20 protein-coding genes are annotated in these 24,657 nt (G+C 73.3%); 14 read left to right on the top strand and 6 right to left on the bottom strand.

Annotated elements, in window-relative coordinates; genetic code table 11:
- The first annotated feature begins 68 nt into the window (after nucleotides 1-68).
- The 4 genes from polA to ACFXG1_RS23150 all read left to right on the top strand — a co-directional run bounded on the left by polA (nucleotide 69) and on the right by ACFXG1_RS23150 (nucleotide 6,180).
- Nucleotides 69-2,804, top strand: coding sequence for a DNA polymerase I (gene polA, locus ACFXG1_RS23135; protein WP_384708851.1), 2,736 nt, complete (start codon nucleotides 69-71; stop codon nucleotides 2,802-2,804).
- Between the two features lie 298 nt (nucleotides 2,805-3,102).
- A complete protein-coding gene (locus ACFXG1_RS23140; RefSeq protein ID WP_384708848.1) occupies nucleotides 3,103-4,872 on the top strand; it encodes a lytic transglycosylase domain-containing protein in 1,770 nt (589 codons plus the stop codon).
- Between the two features lie 162 nt (nucleotides 4,873-5,034).
- The gene (locus ACFXG1_RS23145; RefSeq protein WP_384708845.1) at nucleotides 5,035-5,172 is read left to right on the top strand and encodes an SPW_0924 family protein; all 138 of its coding nucleotides are present in this window, start codon (nucleotides 5,035-5,037) and stop codon (nucleotides 5,170-5,172) included.
- A 9-nt stretch (nucleotides 5,173-5,181) separates the two neighbouring features.
- Complete coding sequence (locus ACFXG1_RS23150; RefSeq protein WP_384708842.1) at nucleotides 5,182-6,180, top strand: DUF3068 domain-containing protein; 999 nt, start codon at nucleotides 5,182-5,184, stop codon at nucleotides 6,178-6,180.
- Nucleotides 6,181-6,311: 131 nt separating this feature from the next.
- Here ACFXG1_RS23150 and hrpB read toward each other — a convergent pair whose 3' ends face one another.
- Together hrpB and ACFXG1_RS23160 are read right to left on the bottom strand one after the other, a co-directional pair.
- Entirely contained in the window at nucleotides 6,312-8,855 is a 2,544-nt protein-coding gene (gene hrpB / locus ACFXG1_RS23155) for an ATP-dependent helicase HrpB (protein WP_384744359.1), read from the bottom strand.
- A gap of 143 nt (nucleotides 8,856-8,998) precedes the next feature.
- Complete coding sequence (locus tag ACFXG1_RS23160) at nucleotides 8,999-9,826, bottom strand: class I SAM-dependent methyltransferase (protein WP_384719571.1); 828 nt, start codon at nucleotides 9,824-9,826, stop codon at nucleotides 8,999-9,001.
- Nucleotides 9,827-10,357: 531 nt separating this feature from the next.
- On the opposite strand from ACFXG1_RS23160, the gene rpsA reads away from it, so the two are divergent.
- The 5 genes from rpsA (at nucleotide 10,358) to ACFXG1_RS23185 (ending at nucleotide 14,717) form a co-directional block, all read left to right on the top strand.
- Entirely contained in the window at nucleotides 10,358-11,848 is a 1,491-nt protein-coding gene (rpsA, locus tag ACFXG1_RS23165) for a 30S ribosomal protein S1 (RefSeq protein WP_384719569.1), read from the top strand.
- A 243-nt stretch (nucleotides 11,849-12,091) separates the two neighbouring features.
- The gene (locus tag ACFXG1_RS23170; protein WP_384718678.1) at nucleotides 12,092-13,030 is read left to right on the top strand and encodes a PAC2 family protein; all 939 of its coding nucleotides are present in this window, start codon (nucleotides 12,092-12,094) and stop codon (nucleotides 13,028-13,030) included.
- A gap of 56 nt (nucleotides 13,031-13,086) precedes the next feature.
- The gene (gene coaE / locus ACFXG1_RS23175; protein WP_384718676.1) at nucleotides 13,087-13,695 is read left to right on the top strand and encodes a dephospho-CoA kinase; all 609 of its coding nucleotides are present in this window, start codon (nucleotides 13,087-13,089) and stop codon (nucleotides 13,693-13,695) included.
- Nucleotides 13,696-13,776: 81 nt separating this feature from the next.
- On the top strand, nucleotides 13,777-14,166 hold the full coding sequence (locus tag ACFXG1_RS23180; RefSeq protein ID WP_384718674.1) for a DUF3592 domain-containing protein: 390 nt from the start codon (nucleotides 13,777-13,779) through the stop codon (nucleotides 14,164-14,166).
- A 95-nt stretch (nucleotides 14,167-14,261) separates the two neighbouring features.
- Nucleotides 14,262-14,717 (top strand): tetratricopeptide repeat protein, encoded by a 456-nt coding sequence (locus ACFXG1_RS23185; protein WP_384718672.1) that lies wholly within the window; start codon nucleotides 14,262-14,264, stop codon nucleotides 14,715-14,717.
- Between the two features lie 13 nt (nucleotides 14,718-14,730).
- Here ACFXG1_RS23185 and ACFXG1_RS23190 read toward each other — a convergent pair whose 3' ends face one another.
- Entirely contained in the window at nucleotides 14,731-15,051 is a 321-nt protein-coding gene (locus tag ACFXG1_RS23190) for a DUF6343 family protein (RefSeq protein WP_384718670.1), read from the bottom strand.
- 148 nt (nucleotides 15,052-15,199) lie between these two features.
- On the opposite strand from ACFXG1_RS23190, the gene ACFXG1_RS23195 reads away from it, so the two are divergent.
- The 4 genes from ACFXG1_RS23195 to ACFXG1_RS23210 all read left to right on the top strand — a co-directional run bounded on the left by ACFXG1_RS23195 (nucleotide 15,200) and on the right by ACFXG1_RS23210 (nucleotide 21,372).
- Nucleotides 15,200-15,886, top strand: a complete 687-nt coding sequence (locus tag ACFXG1_RS23195) for a class I SAM-dependent methyltransferase (RefSeq protein WP_384718668.1) — start codon at nucleotides 15,200-15,202, stop codon at nucleotides 15,884-15,886.
- Between the two features lie 138 nt (nucleotides 15,887-16,024).
- Entirely contained in the window at nucleotides 16,025-16,993 is a 969-nt protein-coding gene (locus ACFXG1_RS23200) for a slipin family protein (protein WP_384718666.1), read from the top strand.
- A 171-nt stretch (nucleotides 16,994-17,164) separates the two neighbouring features.
- The gene (locus ACFXG1_RS23205; protein WP_384744364.1) at nucleotides 17,165-20,068 is read left to right on the top strand and encodes an SNF2-related protein; all 2,904 of its coding nucleotides are present in this window, start codon (nucleotides 17,165-17,167) and stop codon (nucleotides 20,066-20,068) included.
- A complete protein-coding gene (locus tag ACFXG1_RS23210) occupies nucleotides 20,065-21,372 on the top strand; it encodes an SWIM zinc finger family protein (RefSeq protein WP_384717170.1) in 1,308 nt (435 codons plus the stop codon). Before ACFXG1_RS23205 ends, ACFXG1_RS23210 begins: the two co-directional genes overlap by 4 nt.
- 42 nt (nucleotides 21,373-21,414) lie before the next feature.
- Here the strand turns inward: ACFXG1_RS23210 and ACFXG1_RS23215 are convergent, their stop codons facing one another.
- Nucleotides 21,415-21,948 carry a hypothetical protein gene (locus tag ACFXG1_RS23215; RefSeq protein WP_384717167.1) on the bottom strand — a complete coding sequence of 178 codons (534 nt, stop codon included), beginning with the start codon at nucleotides 21,946-21,948 and terminating at the stop codon, nucleotides 21,415-21,417.
- Between the two features lie 57 nt (nucleotides 21,949-22,005).
- Between ACFXG1_RS23215 and ACFXG1_RS23220 the strand changes: the two genes are divergently transcribed.
- Complete coding sequence (locus ACFXG1_RS23220) at nucleotides 22,006-22,659, top strand: uridine kinase (RefSeq protein ID WP_384717164.1); 654 nt, start codon at nucleotides 22,006-22,008, stop codon at nucleotides 22,657-22,659.
- Nucleotides 22,660-22,665: 6 nt separating this feature from the next.
- On the opposite strand, the gene ACFXG1_RS23225 is transcribed toward ACFXG1_RS23220, so the two are convergent.
- Both ACFXG1_RS23225 and ACFXG1_RS23230 read right to left on the bottom strand, forming a co-directional pair.
- Nucleotides 22,666-23,643, bottom strand: coding sequence for a carbohydrate kinase family protein (locus tag ACFXG1_RS23225; protein WP_384717161.1), 978 nt, complete (start codon nucleotides 23,641-23,643; stop codon nucleotides 22,666-22,668).
- Between the two features lie 62 nt (nucleotides 23,644-23,705).
- Nucleotides 23,706-24,608 (bottom strand): pseudouridine-5'-phosphate glycosidase, encoded by a 903-nt coding sequence (locus tag ACFXG1_RS23230; RefSeq protein WP_384744369.1) that lies wholly within the window; start codon nucleotides 24,606-24,608, stop codon nucleotides 23,706-23,708.
- Nucleotides 24,609-24,657: the final 49 nt, after the last annotated feature.

Here is a 24,657-nt window from a genome sequence, read left to right on the forward strand (position 1 = left end):
CCGAGGCCCCTCTTACGAGCGAACCGGCCGTGGACGTCATTGTCAGTGGGGCGTGGCAGGATCGTCCCGTGGCCGAGACAGCATCGAAGAAGACCCCAGCCGACACCCGCGACGGCCGTCGGGAGCGACCGCGCCTGCTCCTCATGGACGGGCACTCCCTGGCGTACCGGGCGTTCTTCGCGCTGCCCGCGGAGAACTTCACCACCGGGAGCGGCCAGACGACCAATGCCGTCTACGGCTTCGCGTCGATGCTGGCGAACACCCTGCGTGACGAGGCGCCCACGCATTTCGCGGTCGCGTTCGACGTGTCCCGCAAGACATGGCGTTCGAAGGACTATCCGGAGTACAAGGCGAACCGCTCCGCCACCCCCGACGAGTTCAAGGGGCAGGTGGAGCTGATCGGCGAGCTGCTGGACACGATGAACGCCGTCCGGTTCGCCGTCGACGGGTTCGAGGCCGACGACATCATCGCCACGCTCGCGACCCGGGCCGAGGCCGCCGGATTCGAGGTGCTCATCGTCACCGGCGACCGGGACTCCTTCCAGCTGGTCTCCGAGCACACCACCGTGCTGTACCCCACCAAGGGCGTCTCGGAGCTGACCCGCTTCACCCCGGAGAAGGTCCAGGAGAAATACGGGCTGACCCCCGGGCAGTATCCGGACTTCGCGGCCCTGCGGGGCGACCCGTCCGACAACCTCCCCGGCATCCCCGGCGTCGGCGAGAAGACCGCGACCAAGTGGATCAACCAGTTCGGTTCCTTCGCCGAGCTGGTCGAGCGCGCCGACGAGGTCAAGGGGAAGGTCGGCCAGTCCCTCCGGGACCACCTCGACGCCGTCAAGCTCAACCGCCATCTGACCGAGCTGGTCCGCGATGTGGAGCTGCCCCGGGCCGTCGGCGAGCTGGAGCGCGCGCCTTACGACCGGACGGCCCTCCAGGGCTTCCTCGAAGTGCTGGAGATCCGCAACCCCAGCCTCCGCGAGCGCCTCCTGGCCGTCGACCCCGGAGCCGCCGAGGAAGCGGCCCCGGCCCCCGCGGCGGGTATCGAGCTGGACGGCGCCGCCCTCGGCACCGGTGAGGTCGCCCCCTGGCTCGCCGCCCACGGCGGACAGCCCCTCGGTGTGGCCACCGTCGCCCGCTGGAGCCTCGGCACCGGTGAGGTCACCGAGATCGCCCTCGCCGCCGCCGACGGCAAGGCCGCCTGGATCGACCCCACCCGCCTCGACGAGGCCGACGAGCGCGCCTTCGCCGACTGGGCCGCCGACCCCGCCCGCCCCAAGGTGCTCCACGGCGCCAAGGAGGCCCTCCGCGTCTTCCCCGAGCGGGGCTGGCGGCTCGACGGCATCACCATGGACACGGCGCTCGCCGCCTATCTGGTGAAGCCCGGCCGCCGCTCGTTCGCCCTCGACGCCCTCTCCGTCGAATATCTGGGCCGTGAGCTGGCCCCGCCGGCCGCCGACGGCCAGCTCGCCTTCGGCACCGACGAGGACGAGCACGCCGAGGCCGACGCCCTGATGGCGCAGGCCCGAGCCGTCCTCGACCTCGGCGACGCCCTCGGCGCCCGGCTGGCCGAGGTCGGCGCCACCGACCTCCTCCACGACATGGAGCTGCCGACGTCGCTCCTCCTCGCCCGGATGGAACGCCACGGCATCGCCGCCGACCGCGCCCATCTGGAAGCCATGGAGCAGCTGTTCGCCGGAGCCGTCCAGCAGGCCGTCAAGGAGGCCCACGCCGCGGTCGGCCACGAGTTCAACCTCGGCTCGCCCAAGCAGCTCCAGGAAGTCTTCTTCGGGGAGCTGAACCTCCCCAAGACCAAGAAGACCAAGACGGGCTACACGACGGACGCCGACGCCCTCGCGTGGCTCGCCGGACAGACCGATCACGAACTGCCCGTGATCATGCTCCGCCACCGGGAGCAGGCCAGGCTGCGCTCCACCGTCGAGGGCCTCATCAAGACGGTCGCCGCCGACGGCCGGATCCACACCACCTTCAGCCAGACGGTGGCCGCGACGGGACGGCTCTCCTCCACCGACCCCAATCTGCAGAACGTGCCGGTCCGCACCGACGAAGGCCGGGCGATCCGCCGCGGCTTCGTCGTCGGCGAGGGCTTCGCGTCCCTCATGACCGCCGACTACAGCCAGATCGAACTCCGGGTGATGGCCCACCTCTCCCAGGACGAGGGCCTCATCCGGGCGTTCACCTCCGGCGAGGACCTGCACAACACCGTCGCCTCCCAGGTCTTCGGCGTCGCCACCTCCGATGTCGACGCCGAGATGCGCCGCAAGATCAAGGCCATGTCGTACGGCCTGGCGTACGGGCTCTCCGCCTTCGGGCTCTCCCAGCAGCTGAACATCGATGCGGGCGAGGCCCGGGCCCTGATGGACACCTACTTCGAGCGGTTCGGCGGCGTCCGGGACTATCTCCACGATGTGGTCGAGGAGGCCCGCGCCACCGGCTACACGGCCACCATGTTCGGCCGCCGCCGCTATCTGCCCGACCTCACCAGCGACAATCGTCAGCGTCGCGAGGCCGCCGAGCGGATGGCGCTCAACGCCCCGATCCAGGGCACTGCCGCGGATATCGTCAAGATCGCCATGCTGCGGGTGGACGACGCGCTCCGGGACGCCGGACACACCTCGCGGCTGCTGCTCCAGGTCCACGACGAAATCGTGCTGGAGATCTCGCCCGGCGAGCGCGCCGCTGTGGAGGCCCTGGTGCGCCGGGAGATGTCCGGCGCGGCCGAACTCACCGCCCCCCTGGACGTATCGGTCGGCGTCGGCGCCGACTGGGAGTCCGCCGCCCACTGACCCGTTCGCACCCCGGCCCCCGGCCGTGCCGCCCGCGTCGGCCGGCCGGAGGCCGTTTCCCGCCGCTCCGGCATACCGGTACGCAGGTGAAGGCCCCGGCCTCCGGGTGCGTACGGCCGTCGTCGTCCGTTCCCGAAGGGCCCGGCCGGTGGAGCCGGTCCGACTCCCCGGCCATCACGAGGTGGCGAAGTGGTGAAAAACGGTCAGGCGCTCCTGCCCCGTGGCGCCCGGTGACGTAAGGTCGGCCGGGTCGAGGCACTTGGGGAGCGGGGAGAACCGCCGCGGGAGGGGACACTACATGGGAGCGCGATTCGGTCGTCGGCTGCGCAGAGGAGCGACCACCACGGCCGTGGCGGCCGCCGCCGTCGCCGCGCTCTCGGCGTCCCAGGCACCCGGTGTCACACAGGCGATATCGGGGGACAGCCAGTCGACCCCGGACGAACTCTCCGACGGCGTCACCCCACCACCCGGCACCCCCGTCAGCGGTGACTCCCCCTACTACACGGATCTGCCGCCCCTGAAGTCCCCCACGCCCACCGGCTCCAACGGCGCCCCGGGCCCCGCGGGACAGGCGGAGTCGGGTATCCCCGCGACGGTCCTCGCCGCCTACAAGCGCGCAGAGGAGACCATCGCCACCTCCGACCCGGGCTGCAAGGTCCCCTGGCAGTTGCTCGCCGCCATCGGCAAGGTCGAGTCCGGCCAGGCGCGCGGCGGCCGGGTCGACGCCAACGGCACCACCATCTCCCCGATCCGGGGACCGGTCCTCAACGGTGTCGGCTTCGCCAACATCCCCGACACCGACGACGGCGCCTACGACGGCGACACCGTCTACGACCGTGCCGTCGGCCCCATGCAGTTCATCCCGTCCACCTGGGCCACCTGGGGCCAGGACGCCAACGGCGACGGGCGCAAGGACCCCAACAACATCTACGACGCGGCGCTCGCGGCCGGACGCTACCTCTGCGCCAACGACCGCGACCTCACCCAGCCGCGCGATCTCGAACGGGCCATACTCGGCTACAACCGGTCCCGGGAGTATCTGAACACCGTCCTGTCCTGGTTCGAGTACTACAAGCGGGGCACCCACACCGTCCCCGACGGCACCGGAGTCCTCCCCGGCACGGGCACCCCCGACAGCAACCGGGGGAGCGGCAGCGGTAGTGCCGGTGGCACCGGCGGCACCGGTGGCGGTGGCTCCACCACCCCGCCCACCACCGAGCCCGGACCGCCGCAGAAGCCGGGGCCGGGGCAGAACCCGTCGCCCGGCGGCGGCACCAACAAGCCGCCCCAGAGGCCGAAGCCCCAAGTCCCGCCGACCCTGCCGCCCCTCAACCCCGCGCCCGTCGGCTCCATCGTGAACGCCGGCACCGGTCCGCTGACCGTCATGGCCGGCCGGGACGCCGAAGAGCGCGTCACCGTCCGGGTCAGGAGCGGCGTGGGCCGCCCGGTCGCCGGACAGGAGGTCCGCTTCGACATCTCCGGCCTCACCGGCACCGTCTTCGCCGGAGGCAAGAAGACGGTCACCCTGCGCACCGCCGCCGACGGCACGGTCACCGCGCCCGTCATCGAGGCAGGCGACCGGACCGGCGCCTTCACCGTGCGCGCCGCGGTCGTCGGGCACACCGTGTCCCCCATCACCTTCGCCGGGAAGGTCACCCAGCGCGCCGCCGACAAGGCCGTGTGGACCGACGGCAAGGACATGACGGCGGCCCCCGGCGCGGAGTTCGCCCACACCGTCGTCGTCAAGGCCACCTACCGCGACACCGACGCGCCCGAGGTGGCCGCCCGGGTCGTCGTCGAGGAGGCCACCGCGGACGGCACGTGGGTTCCCGCGGAGACGGGCCCCTACTTCAAGGGCGCCGACGAGGCCCCGGTGCGGACCCTCGACGGGCTGACCACCGACTCCAAGGGACTCCTCACCCTCCCCAAGCTCCACGCCGACGACCGGACCGGCACCTTCCGCCTCCGGGTGGAGCTGGTGGGCGGCGCGGTCGCCCACATCGACCTCGAGGTCGCCGCGTCCATCGCACCCACCCCGTCCTCCTCGGCCACGGGAACGGCCGGCTGACCCGGCCCCGCGGCATCGCACCGCCCCCGCGCCACCACCCGGCGCGGGGGCGGTGCCGTATCCCGGCTCCGCGCGGGTTCTCATCTCCGCCCCCGGTTGCTACGGTGCCCCGGCCCTGACGCACCATCAGATGCAGGGGATCCGAACCCCGGGAGGCCGACCATGCGCGCCCTCGTCGCCGCCGCCGTCGGACTGGCCGCCGCCTTCGCCCTCGTCCTCACCGCGACCGCGATCGGCGCGCCACCGGGCGAGACCTCCCCGAAACCCCTGCTGACGACCGTGCCGGGCCCCAAGAAGTAGGGGGCGGAGATGCAGCGCCGAGCCGGTCTCGTCCTCCTCGCCCTCGCCGTCTTCTTCGCGACCCTCGCGCCCCTGCTGCGCTTCTACGCCTTCCCCCGGCTCGCCAAGGTCCCCCCGAGCCAGTACCAGGAAGTCGTCCTGGAGGCCCGGCCCGCGACCCTGCTGAACTACGGCACCCTCCAGGCGGAGGAAGTCGAGAAGATCACCATCGTCCAGACCCTCAAGGGGAACGTGGCGGAGTCCGAACGGATCGAACGCGACGCGGGCCGCGACGTCGTCGTCTGGGACGCCCTCAGCCATATCCAGGGGCCGGACGGCAAGATGGTCTCCCAGATCCCCGAGCGCTATATCTTCGACGCCCACAGCCAGGCCCCCGTCCACGCCACCGGCGAATCCGTCGACGGCGAACCGGTCCGCCGCGAAGGCATCGAGTACAAGTGGCCCTTCCTCACCGAGAAACGGGACTACCAGTACTTCGACGCCCAGACCCGTACCTCCGCCCCCATCCACTACCGGGGCACCCGCACCTTCCGCGGGCTGGAGGTCTACTACTTCGAACAGACCATCCCCTGGACCAAGGTCCCCTTCCCGAAGAAGATGCCCATCCCCGGTGTCGACGCCACGACCCTGGAGAAGCAGACCGGCACCACCCGCTGGTACACCACCCGGCGGATGTTCTGGGTCGACCCCGTCACCGGAGCCCCCGTCAACGGCGAGGAGATCCACAAGGAGGAACTCCGCGGCGGCACCCTCCTCGGCGGCCGGGACCGCGTCACCGCCTTCGAGGGCCATGTGAAGATGCGCCCCGACTACCTCGAACACACCGTCGAGCTGGTGAAGTCCCAGCGTCTGCTGGTTCTGCTGATGACCTCCTATCTGCCCCGGGGCTTCCTCGGTCTGGCGGTGGTCCTGCTGGCCCTGGCGCTCTGGCTGGAAGCCCGCGGCCGCCCCGCCGACGCGCCACCACCCCGCCCCCTCCGGACCCCGGCCGCCGCTTCCCGCCCCTGATCCCCGACCCCGGCCCCGGCTGGCGCCCGGCCGGTGCTGGTCCATCTGCTCTCCCCGCCATGGCCCGACCCGACCCGACCCGACCCGGCCCGCGCCTGCCCGCCCGTGGCACCGGCACCGCCGGCCGGTCCTCATCTCCCCCCGGCCGCGCGCGCCCGGGTATGACGGGTGGGCTCGGCCGTCGACGGATCCTCCGGCCAGGGGTGCCGGGGATAGCGGCCGCGCAACTCCGCGCGGACGGAGCGATAGCCGTCCCGCCAGAAGGAGGCCAGATCGGCGGTGACGGCGGCCGGTCTCCCGGCCGGGGAGAGCAGATGGATCAGCACCGGCACCCCCGCCACCTCGGGCGTCTCCCGCAGCCCGAACAACTCCTGGAGCTTCACCGCCAGCACCGGCTGCTCCCCGCCGTACTCCACCCGGATCCGGGAGCCGCTCGGCACCTCGATCCGCTCCGGCGCCAACTCCTCCAGACGGGCCGCGTCGCCGGTCGCCCAGGGCAGCAGCCGCCGCAGACCCGTCCCGGCGTGGATACGGCCCAGATCCGCCGTCCGCCGCACCCGGGACAGCTCCGGCTCCAGCCACTCCCCGGCCCGCTCCACCAGCGCCGTGTCCGCCATGTCCGGCCAGGGATCACCCACCGCGCGGTGCAGAAAGGCCAGCCGGTCCCTGAGCTCCCGGGCCTCCCGCGTCCAGTGCAGCAGTTCGAGTCCCTCCCGGCGGATACCGTCGAGCACCGCGGCCCGCACCAGCGCCGGATCCGGCTTCGCCAGCGGCCGGACCGACAGCTCCACCGCCCCCAGCCGCCGCACCGCGCGGGCGATCAGCGCACCGTCCTCCCAGCGCACCTCCTCATCCGAGGCCAGCAGATGACCGGCGGCCGATACGGCGGTCGCCTCGTCGACCGGTGCCGCCAGCCGGATCCGGGCCGAAGCCGCCGACACCGGCCGGTCCGCCACGGCCACCGCCAGCCAGGGGGCACCCCGCACCGCGGATCCCTCACCCACCTCGCCCCGGGTGCCCGACGCCATCAGGAACGAGCCCTCACCACGGGCCCGCGCCACCCGCTCCGGATAGGCCAGCGCCGTGACGAGTCCCGTCACCGCATCGTCCGGGAGATCCCGGCCCGCCCCGGCCCCCGGCCCGTCCGGTTCGACCGCACGGAGCGCCGCCGCCAGCCGCCGGGTCTCCGTACGCCAGCGCGCCGCGTAGCCGTCCCCGCCGCGCCGGGCGGCGCGCAGCACCGCGGGGAGATCGTCGCCGTACTCCCGGGGCGGCTCCTCACTCAACAGCGCCACCACGGCCGCCGCCCGGTCGGCGCCGACCCGCCGGGCGCCGTCCAGCAGGGCCCGGGCCAGCCGCGGGTGCACCCCCAGCCGGGCCATCCGGGTGCCGCGCTCCGTCGCCCGGCCCTCGCCGTCCACCGCCCCCACCGCCCGCAGCACGGAGACCGCCGCGGCCATCGCCCCGCCCGGCGGCGCGTCCAGCAGTGCGAGACCCCGCGCCGATGGATCACCCCAGCACGCCACGCGCAGGGCGAACGCGGTCAGATCCGCGACCCGGATCTCGGGCGCGGGAAAGCGGGCCCGCCGGGTGTCGTCCGCCTCCGCCCAGCAGCGGTAGACCGTGCCCGGGGCCTCCCGGCCGGCCCGGCCCAGCCGCTGCGCCGCCCCCGCCATGGATACGGGGACCGTGGCCAGCGACCCCAGGCCGCGGGCGTGATCCGTCCGCGGCTCGCGGGCCAGCCCCGAATCGACGACGATCCGGACGCCCGGCACGGTCAGGCTCGACTCCGCGACCGAGGTCGACAGGACCACCCGCCGGCGCTCCCCGCCACCGCGCAGCACCGCGTCCTGCACGGACGCCGGAGCCCGCCCGTGGAGCTGGAGCACCTCCGCTTCCCCATCGCCCAGCAGGGCGGCGGTCCTGGCGATCTCCCCGGTGCCGGGGAGGAAGCACAGCACATCGCCCTCGTGCCGGGCGAGCGCCGTCCGGACGGTCGCCGCGACATGGCGGAGCAGCGCCGGATCCACCCGGGTCCCGTGCGCGGGCCGGATCCCGGCGGGCGGCGGCGCGAAGTGGACCGTACAGCCGAAGCCCTCGCCCGATGCGCGGACCACGGGCGCGGGTCCGGAGCCGTCCACCGAGGTGAGCAACGCGGACCAGGCGTCCGAATCGCTGGTCGCGGACGCCGCCACCAGCCGCAGCTCCGGCCTCAGGGCGGCGCGTACGTCGACGAGGAAGGCGAGTGCCGTATCGGCGTCGAGATGGCGCTCGTGACACTCGTCGAGCAGCACGACATCCACCCCGGGAAGCTCGGGATCGCGCTGCAGCCGCTGGAGCAGCACCCCGGTCGTGACCACCTCGACCCGGGTCGACGGCCCGGCCCGGCGGTCGCCGCGGACCGTGTAGCCGACCACGTCGCCGACCTCCTGACCCAGCAGCCAGGCCATCCGGCGGGCCGCCGCGCGTACCGCCATCCGGCGGGGCTCGGCCACCAGGACCCTCCGGCCGGGACCGGTCCCGGTCAGCCCGGCCAGCGCCAGCGGTACCAGCGTCGTCTTGCCCGTGCCCGGCGGGGCGTGCAGCACTGCCGTGCCGCGGGATTCGAGCGCGGCCAGCAGCTCGGGTACGCAGGCACGGACCGGGAGCCGGTCGAGCGCGTCGGTTCGGATCATGCGTTCAGTGTCACCCGCTCCCGCGAGCCGGGGCGCCGGTTGTCCACACTCACGATCTGTTCATCGGTTCATATGAAGAATGGGGGGCGCGGTCGGATCCCGCGCCCCCCTTCTCCCTTCGCCCGGCTCGTCCCGGGCGGCGTTCAGTCCCGGATACAGACGAAGATCGCCGTGCCGGGGATCAGATTCCCCCGCAGCGGGGACCAGCCGCCCCACTCCTGGGCGTTCCACGCGGGCCACTCCGGCTCCACCAGGTCCACCAGGCGGAAGCCGCCCGCCACCACGTCCCGCACCCGGTCGCCGAGGGTCCGGTGGTGCTCCACGTACACCGCGCGCCCCTCCTCGTCCTGCTCGACGTACGGCGTGCGGTCGAAGTAGGAGGCGGCGACGCTCAGCCCCTCCGGGCCGGGCTCGTCGGGAAACGCCCAGCGGATCGGATGGGTCACCGAGAAGACCCACCGCCCGCCCGGCCGCAGCACCCGGCGGATCTCGGCGAAGACCGCGACCGGGTCCGCGACGAACGGAATCGCCCCGTAGGCGGAGCACGCCAGGTCGAAGGAGCCGTCACGGAAGGGCAGCGCCCCCGCGTCCGCCTCGACCAGCGGCAGCCCGTCGCCGATCCGCAGCGCGTGCTGCAACTGGCGGTGCGAGAGGTCGAGCGCCACCGGGCGCGCGCCCCGCGCCGCGAGCCAGCGGGAGCACTGCGCCGCGCCCGCCCCGATCTCCAGGACGTCGAGCCCCTTCAACGACTCCGGCGGCCCGAGCAGCGCCGCGTCCTCCTCGTCGAGCCCCTCGGGCCCCCAGACGAAACGGTCGTCCCCCAGGAACGCGCCGTGGTCGTGCTGGTACTCGTCGGCGTTCCGGTCCCACCAGCCCCGGTTCGCCCGGCTGCTCTCGGCCGTCCCGGCCGTACGGCGGGTGGCCTCGGCCTCGGTCTCCGCCGGGTCCGTACTGTCCGTCGTGTGCGTCATACCTACCGTGTCTATGGGGTCTGCCGGGGCTGCTGTGTCCGCTGCGCCTGCTGGTTCTACTGGGGCCGCCGCGTCCCCCGTGGGGGACACGTGCCGTGCGGGCGGGCCGGGAGAGCGCTCCGGGGGTCGGACGTCTTGGCTCATCTTCACCGTCGTTGTAGTTTGCGTTCAGCGTGACCACCGGCGGCCATGATGGCCTCCGCAAACCTCAGTTGTGCCGGGTATGGGGCGTTCCGCCCCCGGTAGGCGTCTTCGCGCATTGACCGTCCTCGGCTGCCCCCGTATGCTACAAGTTGCGCTGCGGGCCTGCGTGCCTCAGACAGAGCAGGCCGCGCTCGCATCTGTGATGTATGTCCCCTCGGTTCACGAGGCGCCTCCGGACGGAGTCGTTCTCCGAGGAGCTCGAAAGAGCCCCTCGGTGATCGTCCGGGCTGGTGCCTCCTAGGCTGTCCGGCTTATTGCAGCTGCGATACGGGCTCTCGGCGTAGCAGTACCTACGACTTCAATGTCCGTACCGGAGCCCTTTCCCACATGACGAGCAGCACCGAGACCACCGCCACTCCGCAGGTAGCGGTCAACGACATCGGTAACGAGGAAGCCTTCCTCGCCGCGATCGACGAGACGATCAAGTACTTCAACGACGGCGACATCGTCGACGGCGTCATCGTGAAGGTCGACCGGGACGAGGTCCTGCTCGACATCGGTTACAAGACCGAAGGTGTCATCCCGAGCCGCGAGCTCTCGATCAAGCACGACGTCGACCCGAACGAGGTCGTCAAGGTCGGCGACGAGATCGAGGCCCTTGTCCTTCAGAAGGAGGACAAGGAAGGCCGCCTGATCCTCTCGAAGAAGCGCGCCCAGTACGAGCGTGCCTGGGGCACCATCGAGAAGATCAAGGAAGAAGACGGGATCGTCACCGGTACCGTCATCGAGGTCGTCAAGGGTGGTCTCATCCTCGACATCGGCCTCCGCGGCTTCCTCCCGGCCTCCCTGGTCGAGATGCGCCGTGTTCGCGACCTCCAGCCGTACGTCGGCAAGGAGCTCGAGGCGAAGATCATCGAGCTGGACAAGAACCGCAACAACGTGGTCCTGTCCCGCCGTGCCTGGCTGGAGCAGACCCAGTCCGAGGTCCGCCAGACCTTCCTCACCACCCTCCAGAAGGGCCAGGTGCGGTCCGGTGTGGTGTCCTCGATCGTCAACTTCGGTGCCTTCGTGGACCTGGGTGGCGTCGACGGTCTGGTCCACGTCTCCGAGCTTTCCTGGAAGCACATCGACCACCCCTCCGAGGTCGTCGAGGTCGGCCAGGAGGTCACGGTCGAGGTCCTCGACGTCGACATGGACCGCGAGCGCGTCTCCCTGTCGCTGAAGGCGACCCAGGAAGACCCGTGGCAGCAGTTCGCCCGGACGCACCAGATCGGCCAGGTCGTTCCCGGCAAGGTCACCAAGCTGGTTCCGTTCGGTGCGTTCGTCCGCGTGGACGAGGGCATCGAGGGTCTGGTCCACATCTCCGAGCTGGCCGAGCGCCACGTGGAGATCCCGGAGCAGGTCGTCCAGGTCAACGACGAGATCTTCGTCAAGGTCATCGACATCGACCTCGAGCGTCGCCGGATCTCCCTGTCGCTGAAGCAGGCCAACGAGTCCTTCGGTGCCGACCCGGCGTCGGTCGAGTTCGACCCGACCCTGTACGGCATGGCCGCGTCCTACGACGACCAGGGGAACTACATCTACCCCGAGGGCTTCGACCCGGAGACCAACGACTGGCTGCCGGGCTTCGAGACCCAGCGCGAGGCGTGGGAGACCCAGTACGCCGAGGCGCAGCAGCGCTTCGAGCAGCACCAGGCCCAGGTCATCAAGTCCCGCGAGGCCGACGAGGCCGCCGCTGCCGAGGGTGGCACCGCCGCTCCGGCCGCCGCGCCGACCGGTGGTTCGTACTCCTCGGAGTCGGACGACAACTCCGGCGCCCTGGCGTCGGACGAGGCCCTCGCCGCCCTGCGTGAGAAGCTGGCCGGCGGCCAGAGCTGACGCTCTGACCTGCTGACCGACGGCTGAGACATCGGGCCCACCCCTCCGGGGGTGGGCCCGATGTCGTTTCCCTCCGTTTCCCGTGCCCTCCCCGCGGATCCGCTCCCGGCGCCCTGTGCCCCCTGCGGCCCCTGTGGCGCCCGTGTCCGTCGTCCGGGTGGCCGGCCGCCGACCACGGGGGGCGGGGAATGCCGCGCCGTCACTCCGTGTTCTTGTGTGAGAACACGAGGAGGAGCGGTAATCGTGGCTGATCCGCAGGATTTGTACACATGGGACCCCAAGGGCCTCGCCGTTGTCGACATGGCGCTCGCACAGGAGTCGGCCGGTCTGGTGATGCTCTACCACTTCGACGGCTACATCGACGCGGGCGAGACCGGTGAGCAGATCGTCGACCATCTCCTGGCCACCCTGCCGCATCAGCCGGTGGCGGTCTTCGACCACGACCGGCTGGTGGACTACCGCGCCCGCCGCCCCCTGCTGACGTTCCGGCGCGACCGCTGGACGGCGTACGAGACGCCCGCCATCGAGGTCCGGCTCGTCCAGGACGCCACCGGCGCCCCGTTCCTGCTGCTGTCCGGCCCCGAGCCCGATGTCGAGTGGGAGCTGTTCGCCGCCGCCGTCGCCCAGATCGTGAAGCGCCTCGGCGTCCGGCTCTCCGTCAACTTCCACGGCATTCCCATGGGCGTACCGCACACCCGCCCGGTGGGTCTGACCCCGCACGGCAATCGCACCGATCTGATGCCGGGCCACCGCAGCCCCTTCGACGAGGCCCAGGTGCCGGGCAGCGCCGAGTCCCTCATCGAATACCGGCTGATGAAAGCCGGACGGGACGTGCTCGGGGTCGCCGCCCATGTGCCGCATTACGTCGCCCGCTCCGCCTACCCCGACGCGGCGCTGACCTCCCTGGAGGCGATCACGGCAGCCACCGGGCTCGTGCTCCCCGGAGTCGCCCACGCCCTGCGGACCGCCGCCCACCGCACACAGAACGAGATCGAGCGCCAGATCGGCGAGGGCGACGAAGAGCTGACGGCCCTCGTCCAGGGGCTGGAGCACCAGTACGACGCGGTGGCGGGTGCCGAGACCAGGGGCAATCTCGTCGCCGAGCCGGTGGATCTGCCGTCCGCCGACGAGATCGGGCTGGAGTTCGAGCGCTTTCTCGCGGAACGCGAGGGCGACGGCTGACCGGGGTCCTCGGGCCCGCCCCGCCCCCCGGCCGGCAAGGGCCTAAGCTGCTGCCCATGCTGTCAGTGGGTCTGACCGGTGGAATCGGCGCCGGCAAAAGTGAGATCGCCCGGATGCTGGAGTCGTACGGAGCGGTGCGCATCGACGCCGACCGGATCGCCCGTGAGGTCGTCGAGCCCGGCACCGAGGGGTTCGCCGCGGTCGTCGCCGAGTTCGGCGACGGCATCCTCCGCCCCGACGGCACGCTGGACCGGCCCAAGCTGGGCTCCGTGGTCTTCGCCGATCCCGAGCGCCTCGCCGCCCTCAACGCCATCGTCCACCCCCTGGTGCGGGCCCGGTCGGCGGAGCTGGCGGCGGCGGCCGACCCGGACGCCATCGTCGTCCACGAAGTCCCCCTGCTCACCGAGAACGGACTCGCGCCGCTCTACGACCTCGTCGTCGTGGTCGACGCCGACCCCGCGACCCAGTTGGACCGGCTGATCCGCCACCGGGGCATGACCGAGCCCGAGGCGACGGCCCGGATGGCGGCCCAGGCCACCCGGGAGGAGCGGCGCGCCGTCGCCGATCTGATCATCGACAACGACGGCCCGCTGGAGGATCTCGAACCCAGGGTCCGCACGGTCTGGGCCGAGCTGAACCGCCGCGCCGCCACGGCTGCCCGCTGACGGCCCGCCTCCGGGGCGTTTTCGCGTCAGGGTCCCGTCAAACGGCCCGCCCCGCCGATTGCCACCACTAGCATCGGCGCGATGCAGACCGTCTTCGCCTCCTTCACCGTCCTCGGAGGGCTGATCGCCGTTCTCGCGGGCGCTCATGGGCTGCGCAGGACCCGGCGGATCCGCCACTTCGGCCGGACCGCGGGAGCGCTGGTGAAACCCCCGCCACCGGGGGCCGACCGCGAGCTCCTGGAGTACGAGACGGGAGACGGCCGCGTCGTGGAGATCCCGTCCCCGGTGCCGCTGGCCGCCGTACCGGCCGGAGGTACGGTCGCGATCTCCTACGACCCCGCCGACCCCCGGGACGTCGTGGTCCGGGGCCGTGAGCGGACCGGCCTGGACCGGGCGTTCGTCGTCGCCGGGCTGCTGCTCATAGCCGCCGGCCCGGTGGTGACGGCCCTTCCGGCACCGGCCGGGGGCTGACCCCCGCCCCCACCGGGATCACATGTTGTCCCAGGCGGGGAAGAGCGGTGGTGGTACCGGTGTTGGAACCGTGTGTCGAGGGGAAGGATGCGACCGTGCCCACAAGTGATCCGCACACCCATGTCGTCGACTACCGCGCGGCGGAGCGACTGCTCGCCGCGAGGGATCCGCGTGGCGCCGTGAAGCTGCTGGACTCGGTCATCGCGGCCCACCCCGAGAACACGGCGGCGCGGTTGCTGCGCGCCAGAGCGTTCTTCGCCGCCGCCCAACTGCGTCCGGCGGAGCTCGAATTCGAACTCGTCCTGGAACGCGAACCCGACAACGCCTTCGCCCACTTCGCCCTCGCCCGTACCTTCGAGCGCTCCGGCCGGCCGGAGCAGGCGAAACGACACTTCCGGCTGGCCGCAGCCCTCGATCCGAAGCCCGAGTATCTGCGGGCGGCCCGGTTCGACACCCGGCCCGGCACCACGACCGGCACCACGACCGGTACCGACGCCGATCACGAACGAGGCGGCCCGGCGCACGGGGAGCCGGGGGACGGCGGAGCCTGAACCGTCCGGCGGGTCACCGCGCGGGCGGCCCGGCCCCCGGAGGCGGCCGTCCGTCCGGATCCGGACGTGTCCGGTGCTCCTCGCGCACGGGCTCGTAAGGCGGTATGTCCCGTCCCGGCTGGAAGTGCGGACCCTGGCGGATGTGCCGTACCACCACGACCAGGTCCACCAGGACGATCAGCAGCAGGGCCCCGCAGAAGGCCGCCCATCCCGGGTGCGACGTCAGCAGGAACACCGCCGTGCCGCCACCGGCCCAGATCAGCCCCCACACACCCAGCCAGAACCGCATGCGCAGCGGACTGCGCGCGGTCACCGGCTCACTACCCGTACGCATGGTCGTCGCTCCTTCCCCTCCAGCATGCACCCGTGCCGGCGCGAGAGGAGGATCCCCGGCCGGGGCCACCGTAAAGACCGGTGGCGAGAAGGCGCCGTCGGGGAACGGCCCCGGCGGGGGCGTTCGTTGACCGGGTATGACCGAACAGATGCGTGAGGGATACGAAGGAACAGGCCCGGGACCGATCACTCCGGACGGCTGCGCCGTCGATATGTACGACCGGATGCCCGAAGGGGGCGAACCGGACATCATCGAAGCCGCCGTGCCTCCGGGCGCCTCCATCCTCGAGCTCGGCTCGGGAGCGGGCCGGGTGACCCATCCGCTCGTCGCCAGGGGCTTCGCCGTCACGGCCGTGGACGAGTCGGCCGATATGCTCGCCAGGATCCGCGGGGCGCGCCGTACCGTCCGGTCCTCGATCGAGGACCTCGACCTCGACGAGCGGTTCGACGTCGTCATGCTGGCGTCGTTCCTCGTCCACACCGGCGACCCCGCCGTACGGCGGGGCATGCTGCGCGCCTGTCGCAAGCACCTCAAGGAGGGCGGCCGGGTCCTCATCCAGCGCGAGGGCGCGGACTGGCATACCAACGTCCCCCGCGAGCGGGCCGACCCGTCGGGCTACCGGGTCCGCATCGTCTCCTCGGAGCCGGTCGGCGACGGTGTGCACTCCGTGCACGGGGAGTACACCTTTGAGGACGCGACCTGGACCCAGACGTTCCGCTCCCGGCCCATGACCCCCGCTGAGCTGGAGGAGTGCCTGGTCGAGGCGGGTCTCGAGACGGAGGAGGTACTGACGGACGACGGCACCTGGATCAAGGTCCGTCCGCTGGCGGCCTGATTCCCCGACGGGATTCCCCGACGGGCGGCACCGGAGCCCTTCCCGGCCGGGAGGGCTCCGGCGGGCCCTCGCCCGCGGGCGGCGGCGGGCATACCGTGGAGTGGGGCGTACCGGCCCGGACGGAAGGGGGTGCCCCCCATGGTCGAGGAGCTGGTGGTCGCCGGTCTGGCGGCAGTGTCCGGAATAGCGGTGTACACGGCCGCCGCAGCCAAGGTCGTCAAACAGTTCGAACGCGGTGTGGTCTTCCGGCTCGGCCGGCTGCACGGAGGGATCAGGCCGGCCGGCTTCACCATGATCCTTCCGCTGGTGGACCGGCTGCAGAAGGTCAATATGCAGATCGTGACCATGCCTGTGCCCGCCCAGGAGGGCATCACCCGGGACAATGTCACGGTCCGGGTCGACGCGGTCGTCTACTTCCGGGTGGTGGAGCCGGCGGCCGCCCTCATCGCGGTCGAGGACTACCGCTTCGCGGTCTCGCAGATGGCGCAGACCTCCCTCCGCTCCATCATCGGCAAGAGCGACCTCGACGATCTGCTCTCCAACCGCGAGAAGCTCAACGAGGGACTGGAGCTGATGATCGACAGCCCGGCCATGGGATGGGGCGTTCAGATCGACCGGGTGGAGATCAAGGACGTATCGCTGCCCGAGGCGATGAAGCGTTCCATGGCGCGGCAGGCGGAGGCCGACCGTGAGCGCCGTGCCCGGGTGATCAACGCGGACGCCGAACTCCAGGCGTCCAAGAAGCTGGCCGAGGCCGCCAAGGCGATGTCGGTGGAGCCGGCGGCGCTGCAACTCCGGCTGCTCCAGACCGTCGTCGCCGTGGCCGCCGAGAAGAACTCCACCCTGGTACTCCCGTTCCCCGTGGAGTTGTTGCGCTTCCTGGAGCGGGCCGCGCCCACAGCTCCGCCCGTCCCGCCACCGGACCCCCGGGCCGGGGCCGGACGGCCCGCGCAGCCGCCCGTCGAGGCGGCGCCGGGACCGGCCGCCGAGGTGGCGCCGCCGGAGCCCGCCGAGGAACCGCCGTCCGCCCTGGAACCGGGCGGCACCGGCGCCGGGCAGGACCCGGAGCAGGACCCGGAGCAGGACCGTCCGCCGTCCGCCGCCTGAACGCTCCTGGAGGCACTCCGGAGGCCGGGGACACGCACCGGCCGGTCACGCCGGAAGCCGTGCCGCCGCACGTTGTCAGACCCCGCCCGTATCGTCGTGGACACAGATACTCCGACGACTCCGGCTGTCTCGACCACTCCGACAGACGGCGAACCCGGCGGGAGGTGACCCATGACGCCCACGACATCCCTGACGCCGCCGACGACGGCGACCGCCCCGGCACCCGCGGCACCGCCCCCGGTGCCCTCGCCCGCATGGGCGGCGGTCTTCCTGCCCGCCGCACTGCCGCGCGAAGGGAGGATGGCGTTCTGGGCGCCCGGCGGCGGCCTTCCGTACGACACCGGTGACACCATCACCGTCGTCGAGCCCGGCCCACCGCCCGCCTCCGGCGCCGTCGCGCGTACCGTCCCCGCGCTGCTGCTCCCCGTCGCGGACGCCCTGCCCGCCCTCGTCCGGGCGCGCGGCCAAGCCGTCGCGCATCCCGCCGCCGCCTGCTGGGGAGCGGCGGCGCTGCACGCCCTGCATCTGGTGGCCCGCGGCCGGCTGCTGCCCGGCCTGACCGCGGACGATCACGACACCTGGCGGGCCGGACCGCTCGACGCCGATGACATCGCCCAACTGAGGGCCGTCGCCGCCGCCATGCCGTACGAGGCGTACGGCACGGTCGTGCCCGGCCCCGGCCCCCTGGCGGTGCCCGAGCCGGAAGCCCTCGTCCGGGCCTTCCTCGACGCCGTCGCCGACACCCTGCCCAGGACACCCGCCGCCGCACACGCGGCGGGCGCGCCCTTCGCCGCTCCCGGAGCACACCACCTGCCCCGGGCCCGTGCCTGGGCCGAGCGCGCCGCCGCGGGCATGGACGCCGGGGTACGGATCTCCCTCCGGCTGGATCTGTCGGCCCTGACGCTGTTCGACACCCCGGACACCAGCGACACCCCCGACGGGGACGACACCCCGGACGGCGATTCGCGGGAGCGCCGGGCGGGTGCCGCCCTGGTCCAGGTGCACAGCATCGCCGACCCGACGCTCGTCATCGACGCCGCCCGGCTGTGGGCGGGGGACGGCGAGTCCGACTTCGGGCCCCGCGCCCGGGTCGACGCCCTCCTCGCGCTGCGGCGGGCCGCCCGGGTCTGGCCGCCCCTCGCCGCACTGCTCGACCGGGACGTTCCCGATGTCCTCGCCCTCACCGAGGAGGAGCTGTACGACCTGCTGGGGCCCGCGGCGGCCCGGCTGGACGCGGCGGGCGTCACCCTGCACTGGCCCAAGGAGCTCGCCCGCGGCCTGACGGCCACCGCCGTCGTCCGGCCCGCGCCCGGTTCGGCGACCGACGGGACACCGTTCTTCGACAGCGCCGAACTGCTCCGCTTCGGCTGGCGGATCGCCCTCGGCGGCGACCCGCTGACGGAGCGGGAGCTGGACGCCCTGGCCGAGGCCCACCGACCGGTCGTGCGCCTGCGCGACCAGTGGGTGGTCGTCGACCCGGACCTCGTCCGCAAGGCCCGCAAGCGGGAACTGGGCCTGCTGAGCCCGGCCGACGCCCTGAACGCCGCGCTCACCGGCACCGCCGAGATCGACGGCGAGACCGTCGAAGCCGTCCCCGTGGAGGCCCTCGCCGCCCTCCGTGACCGGATCACCGCGGGCCCGGCGCCCGTCCCGGCACCCCCGGGGCTGACCGCGACCCTGCGCGACTACCAGCTCCACGGCCTGGCCTGGCTCGACGGGATGACCCGCCTCGGCCTCGGCGGCTGCCTCGCCGACGACATGGGCCTGGGCAAGACCGTCACGGTCATCGCGCTCCATCTGCACCGGGCCAGGACCGAACCCACCCTGGTGGTCTGCCCCGCGTCCCTCCTCGGCAACTGGCAGCGGGAGATCACCCGCTTCGCGCCCGGCACCCCCGTCCACCGCTTCCACGGCACGGAGAAACACCTGCCGGACGGCGGGGGCGGCTTCGTCCTCACCACCTACGGCACGATGCGCACCGGTGCGGAACGGCTCGCCGGACACCCCTGGGGCCTGGTCGTCGCCGACGAGGCCCAGCACGTCAAGAATCCGTACTCCGCCACCGCCAAGGCCCTGCGGACCATCCCCGCGCCCGCCCGGGTGGCCCTCACCGGCACCCCCGTCGAGAACAACCTCTCCGAGCTGTGGGCCCTGCTGGACTGGACGACCCCCGGCCTCCTCGGTCCCCTCAAGGCGTTCCGGGCCCGCCACGCCCGCCCGGTCGAACTCGGTGAGGAGGACGGCGCGGCGGAGCGGTTGTCCCGCCTCGTGCGGCCCTTTCTGCTGCGCCGCCGTAAATCCGACCCCGGCATCGTGCCCGAACTGCCGCCCAAGACGGAGTCCGACCACGTCGTCGCGCTCACCCGCGAACAGACGTCCCTCTACGAGGCCGTGGTGCGGGAGGCGATGGCGGTCATCGAGTCCTCCGAGGGCATCGCCCGCCGGGGCCTGGTGATGAAGCTGCTCACCGACCTCAAGCAGATCTGCAACCATCCGGCGCAGTATCTGAAGGAGTACGGCGGACCCGGCCCCGTCCGGCTCGCAGGCCGCTCCGGGAAGCTGGCCCTCCTCGACGAACTGCTGGACACGATCGTCGCCGAGGACGACTCGGTCCTCGTCTTCACCCAGTACGTGTCCATGGCCCGGCTGCTGACCCGGCATCTGACCGCCCGCGGGGTCCCCTCGACGCTGCTGCACGGCGGCACCCCGGTCGCCGAGCGCCAGCGCATGGTCGACCACTTCCAGTCCGGCGGCACACCCGTCTTCGTCCTCTCCCTCAAGGCCGCGGGCACCGGCCTCAATCTGACCCGGGCCGGACACGTCGTCCACTTCGACCGCTGGTGGAACCCGGCCGTCGAGGAGCAGGCCACGGACCGCGCCTACCGCATCGGCCAGACCCGGCCCGTCCAGGTCCACCGGCTGATCACCGAGGGCACCGTCGAGGACCGCATCGCCGAGATGCTCGCCGCCAAACGGGCCCTCGCGGACGCCGTCCTGGGCTCCGGGGAAACGGCCCTCACCGAACTGACCGACCGCGAGCTGGCCGATCTCGTATCCCTGCGGAGGAGCGCATGACGCCGCCGCCCGACCGCGGCCGTCCGACGCCGGCCCGGACCCGACGCTCCCGGCCGTCCGCCGCCGGGCACGAGGACCGCAGGCGCACCTTTCCCGCCGTCCCGCCCCGGACCGGTGAGGAGACGGCGGCCAGTTGGTGGGGAGCCGCCTGGGTACGGGCGCTGGAGGAGAGCGCCCTCGATCCCGCCCGGCTGGCCCGCGGCCGGGCGTACGCGCGCCGCGGCCTGGTCGACGCGATCACCGTCACCCCCGGCCTGATCACCGCCTACGTCCACGGCAGCCGCCCCCGCCCCTACCGCACCAGGATCCGACTGCGGGTCCTCGGCGACGGCGAATGGGACGACCTGCTGACCGCCGCGGCGGGGCCCGAACACATCGCCGCCCTCCTCGACAAGGACATCCCCCGGGCACTGGCCGCCACCGCCGATCTGCTGCCGGGCTCCGGCGACCTGGTCCCGGACTGCTCCTGTCCCGACGACGGATTCCCCTGCAAGCACGCGGCGGCCCTCTGCTACCAGGCCGCGCGCCTGCTGGACGAGGACCCGTTCGCGCTGTTCCTGCTCCGCGGCCGGGGGGAGCGGGAGATCCTGGACGCCCTCACCCGGCGCGACCCGGGCATGCCCGCCCTCCCCGGCGCCCCCGCGGCGGGGGAGACCGCCGGGAGCCTCCGTCTGCCGACGGTTCCGGCGGACACGGCGCTGGCCGCCGCCCGGGGGACGGGTGTGCTGCCGCCGCCGTTCCCCGTGCCCGCGCGTCCCGGCAGACCGCCCGCCGGGATCGAGGAGCCCGGCGCCCCCGATCCGCTCGCCATCGACCTGCTGGCCACCGAGGCCGCCCAGCGCGCCCACGCCCTGCTGACCACCGGAGTCGATCCCGTCGCCGGGCTGACGGTCTGGGAGGACACCGTCCGGCTGGCCGCCGCCCACCCCGGCGCCGGACTGACCGCGTCCACCCGGGCGCTCTACCGCGACCTCGCCGGAGCCGTCGGCCGTACCGCCGTCGACCTCGCCCGTGCCGTCGCCGCCTGGCACCAGGGCGGCCGGGCCGCCCTGGCCGTCCTGGAGGAGCCCTGGGACCCGCCCGCGGGACCCTTCGACCGGGCCGGTCCGGCTCTCACCGCCGCGGGTCTCCCCGGCTTCCGCCCGCTGCGCAACCGGCTGTCCACCCCGGCCGTCCAGCTCAGACTCGGCCGGGACGGACGGTGGTACGGCTATGAATCGGACCCGGGCCGTGACGAGTGGTGGCCCCGCGGCACACCCGACACCGATCCCGTGGGCGCGGCCACCGCCCTCCTCGGCCCCTGACGCGACCCGCCCGGGTTCCCGCCGCCGGGGCGCGGGTTCCGTTCACAGGGTGGCGGCCCAGGAGCGGAGCTGCGCGAAGTCGGCCTCCCGCAACCCCCATCGGGGCGATATCCGCATCAACAGCGCCGGGGCGTCATGGTGCTCCGCGACATGGGCGGCGTCCTCGGCCGTCACCATGTCGTCCACCCAGGCGAACGGCCGCCCCGCCGCCCAGCGCAGCAGCGGACGGGTCTTCCAGCACAGCCCGTCCGGATCGGCGCCCGCCGGTGTCGGCCACTCCACCACCGGCAGGTCGCCCGGCAGCCCGATCCTGGGCGAGACCAGGGCGTTGGCCTCGTGCGACCAGGCGGTGGCCCAGGCCAGGGCGAACGGCAGCCCCGTGAGGCGCTCCCCGTGCGAGGCGTTGAGCCGGACCCGCAGCCCCCGCCGGTGACGGCGCGACCCGGGCACCTGGCGCGACAGCCACACCTCGGGGCGGAGCCGGTGGGTGGTGTAGCCGCGCAACCGGGGACACCGTGCCGCGAACGGGTTCAGCGGGCCGTCGATGTCGAGAAGCAGCAGCGGGCGGTCTGTCATGAGGGAGAACTCTCCCATCCCCGAACCGGATACGGCACCTGCGGCGATGATGAACCGGTGAGACTCGAACCGATCACCTGGGAGCGGCTGACCGAAGCCGTCGCCGACCGGGCCCTGGCGGCAGGGGCCACGACCGACGGAGCGGAGGGCGACGGCTCCCGGGTACGTATCGGGATCGACGGAGCCCCCGCCGCGCGGTCCGGGGAGTTCGCCGCCCTGGTCGAGGACGCGCTGCGGCTGCGCGGGCGGCCCGGACTCGTCGTCGGCACCGGCGGATTCCTGCGCCCCGCGTCGCTGCGGTACGAGTACGGGCGCGAGGACCCCGACACGTACTACGACGACTGGTTCGACACGGGTGCCCTGTGGCGGGAGGTCATCGGGCCCTTGGACGAGGGCGGCACGGGCCGGGTACTGCCCGATCTGTGGGATCCGGTGACCGACCGGGCGACCCGCAGCCCGGCGGTGCGGCTGCCGCGTGGCGGAGTGCTGCTGCTCTACGGCCCGTTCCTGCTGGGGCGGGGGTTCCCGTTCGATCTGACCGTGCATCTGCGGCTCTCCCCGGCCGCGCTGAGACGGCGCACCCGACAGGACGAGCAGTGGACGCTGCCCGCGTTCCGGCGGTACGAGGACGAGGTGGGTCCGGAGGAGACGGCCGATGTCGTCGTCCGGGTCGACGACCCGCGACACCCCGCGTGGGGCGTCCCGGGCTGAACGGTCTCACCCGGGTGGGCCGTACGGCGGTTCAGGGGTACGGGGCCGGCCGCCGGTCAGGGTCACCGCCTCGGCACCCGCCCGGCAGCCCTCGACGGCCGCGGTGGCGGGGTCGGCGCCCGCCGTCCAGGCGCTGAGAAAGGCACCGGTGAAGGCGTCGCCGGCGCCGGTGGTGTCCACGGCGTCGGCCGCGTGAGCCGGGACACGGGCCGTGACCCCGCCCGACTCGGCGACCACGGCACCGCCGGGACCCAGGGTGACCACGGCCAGGGGAAAGCGCCGGCTGAGCGCGGCGGCGGCCGCCGCCGCGTCCGTCACCCCGGTCAGCAGCCCGGCCTCGTCGGCGTTGGGGACGAGGAGGTCGACACCGTCGAGCGCGGCCAGCACCGGCTCGACGCCCCGCCGGGCGATGAACCCCGCCGACGCCGGGTCCACGCTCACCGTGACGCCCCTGGCCCGGGCCGACTCCAGGGCCAGCCGTATGAACCGGCAACTGGAGTCGGAGAAGAGGAGGTAGCCGGAGAGGTGGAGATGCCGTACGCCGTCCAGCAGGTCGGGCGACCAGTCGTCGGGCCCGATCCGCAGCACCGCCCCGCTGTCGGTGAGGAAGGTCCGCTCACCGCCCGCACCGGCGTCGACGAGCGCGACGACGACCGCCGTCGGAGCGGAGTCGTCCGGGATCAGCAGCGGTCGCACTCCCGCCGCCCGCAGCTGTTCGGCATGCCGGTCCGCGTCGGCTCGCCCCACCCGGCCCAGGAGGCGTATGTCGGGGCCGGTACCCCGGCCGTCCCGGGAACGGGCCGCCCAGCAGGCCGCATTGGCCCCGGCGCCGCCGGGCAGGATCCGGATCCGGGCCGCGGTGTCGGTGCCGGGCACGAGCGGGGTGGTGTGCCGGACCACGACATCCGTCACGACATCGCCGACGACGAGGAGCGCGCCGCTTCCCGCGGGCGAACCACCGGAGCGGTCCGCGGCGGGCTCCACCGGCGGTCCTGGGACGCGCGTGCCCGCCGGCGGGCCGGGGCGTCGGGTCACAGGGCGTCGGGTCACAGGGCGGCCGCGATCAGGGACGCGAGGCGGACATTGCCCCGTACCGCCGCCACATTCGCCTCCAAGGACGCGCCGTCGGTGTGCCGGGAGAGATAGTCCAGCAGGAACGGCGTGACCGCCTGGCCCACGATGCCGTGCTCCGCGCACGCGTCGAGTGCCGCGCCCAGGACCCGGTCGTGGAGGTCCGGGTCGAGCTGTGCCGACTCGGGGACGGGGTTCGCCACGATCAGCGCCGACGCGGGGCCGCCGAGCCGTTCACGGGCGCGGATCACCGCCGCGGCTTCCTCGGGGGAGCCCACGGTCCAGTCCACCGGCTCGCCCGACGAAGTGAGGTAGAACCCGGGGAAGCGGTCGGTGCCGTAGCCGACGACGCCGACCCCGAGGGTCTCCAGCCGCTGGAGCGTCGCCGGGACGTCCAGGACGGACTTCACCCCCGCGCACACCACCGCGATCCCGGTTCGTGCCAGCTCCGGCAGGTCCGCCGACTCGTCCTGGGAGTGCGTCCAGTCCCGGTGCACCCCGCCGAGCCCGCCCGTGGCGAAGACCCGGATCCCGGCCCGCGCGGCCAGAAAGGCCGTCGCGGAGACGGTCGTCGCGCCGTCGGCACCGGTCGCGAGTGCGGGCGCCAGATCCCGGCGGCCCAGCTTGCGGATGCCGTCGCCGCCGGCGATCCGGGCCAGTCGGGCGGCGTCGAGCCCGACGCGGGCCCGGCCGTCGAGTACGGCGATCGTGGCGGGGACGGCGCCCAGGGACCGTACGATCTCCTCCAACTCGACGGCCACGTCGAGATTGCGCGGCCGGGGCAGACCATGAGCGATGATCGTGGACTCCAGGGCGACGACCGGCCGCCCGGTGGCGAGGGCGTCGCGAACTTCCTCGGAAACCTCCGTGAGCACCATGTCCCCATCCCTGGCACCGGGAACACCCGCGCAAACACCCCGACCCGGC

The sequence above is a fragment of the Streptomyces sp. NPDC059248 genome (genome assembly GCF_042753905.1).
Classification (GTDB): Bacteria; Actinomycetota; Actinomycetes; order Streptomycetales; family Streptomycetaceae; genus Streptomyces.

What these genes read in the sequence shown, in the direction of transcription:
- ACFXG1_RS23140 (WP_384708848.1), top strand. Translation starts at nt 3,103, where the DNA reads ATGGGAGCGCGATTCGGTCGTCGGCTGCGCAGAGGAGCGACCACCACG.
- ACFXG1_RS23145 (WP_384708845.1), top strand. Translation starts at nt 5,035, where the DNA reads ATGCGCGCCCTCGTCGCCGCCGCCGTCGGACTGGCCGCCGCCTTCGCC.
- ACFXG1_RS23150 (WP_384708842.1), top strand. Translation starts at nt 5,182, where the DNA reads ATGCAGCGCCGAGCCGGTCTCGTCCTCCTCGCCCTCGCCGTCTTCTTC.
- hrpB (WP_384744359.1), bottom strand. Translation starts at nt 8,855, where the DNA reads ATGATCCGAACCGACGCGCTCGACCGGCTCCCGGTCCGTGCCTGCGTA.
- ACFXG1_RS23160 (WP_384719571.1), bottom strand. Translation starts at nt 9,826, where the DNA reads ATGACGCACACGACGGACAGTACGGACCCGGCGGAGACCGAGGCCGAG.
- rpsA (WP_384719569.1), top strand. Translation starts at nt 10,358, where the DNA reads ATGACGAGCAGCACCGAGACCACCGCCACTCCGCAGGTAGCGGTCAAC.
- coaE (WP_384718676.1), top strand. Translation starts at nt 13,087, where the DNA reads ATGCTGTCAGTGGGTCTGACCGGTGGAATCGGCGCCGGCAAAAGTGAG.
- ACFXG1_RS23180 (WP_384718674.1), top strand. Translation starts at nt 13,777, where the DNA reads ATGCAGACCGTCTTCGCCTCCTTCACCGTCCTCGGAGGGCTGATCGCC.
- ACFXG1_RS23190 (WP_384718670.1), bottom strand. Translation starts at nt 15,051, where the DNA reads ATGCGTACGGGTAGTGAGCCGGTGACCGCGCGCAGTCCGCTGCGCATG.
- ACFXG1_RS23195 (WP_384718668.1), top strand. Translation starts at nt 15,200, where the DNA reads ATGCGTGAGGGATACGAAGGAACAGGCCCGGGACCGATCACTCCGGAC.
- ACFXG1_RS23200 (WP_384718666.1), top strand. Translation starts at nt 16,025, where the DNA reads ATGGTCGAGGAGCTGGTGGTCGCCGGTCTGGCGGCAGTGTCCGGAATA.
- ACFXG1_RS23205 (WP_384744364.1), top strand. Translation starts at nt 17,165, where the DNA reads ATGACGCCCACGACATCCCTGACGCCGCCGACGACGGCGACCGCCCCG.
- ACFXG1_RS23210 (WP_384717170.1), top strand. Translation starts at nt 20,065, where the DNA reads ATGACGCCGCCGCCCGACCGCGGCCGTCCGACGCCGGCCCGGACCCGA.
- ACFXG1_RS23215 (WP_384717167.1), bottom strand. Translation starts at nt 21,948, where the DNA reads ATGACAGACCGCCCGCTGCTGCTTCTCGACATCGACGGCCCGCTGAAC.
- ACFXG1_RS23230 (WP_384744369.1), bottom strand. Translation starts at nt 24,608, where the DNA reads ATGGTGCTCACGGAGGTTTCCGAGGAAGTTCGCGACGCCCTCGCCACC.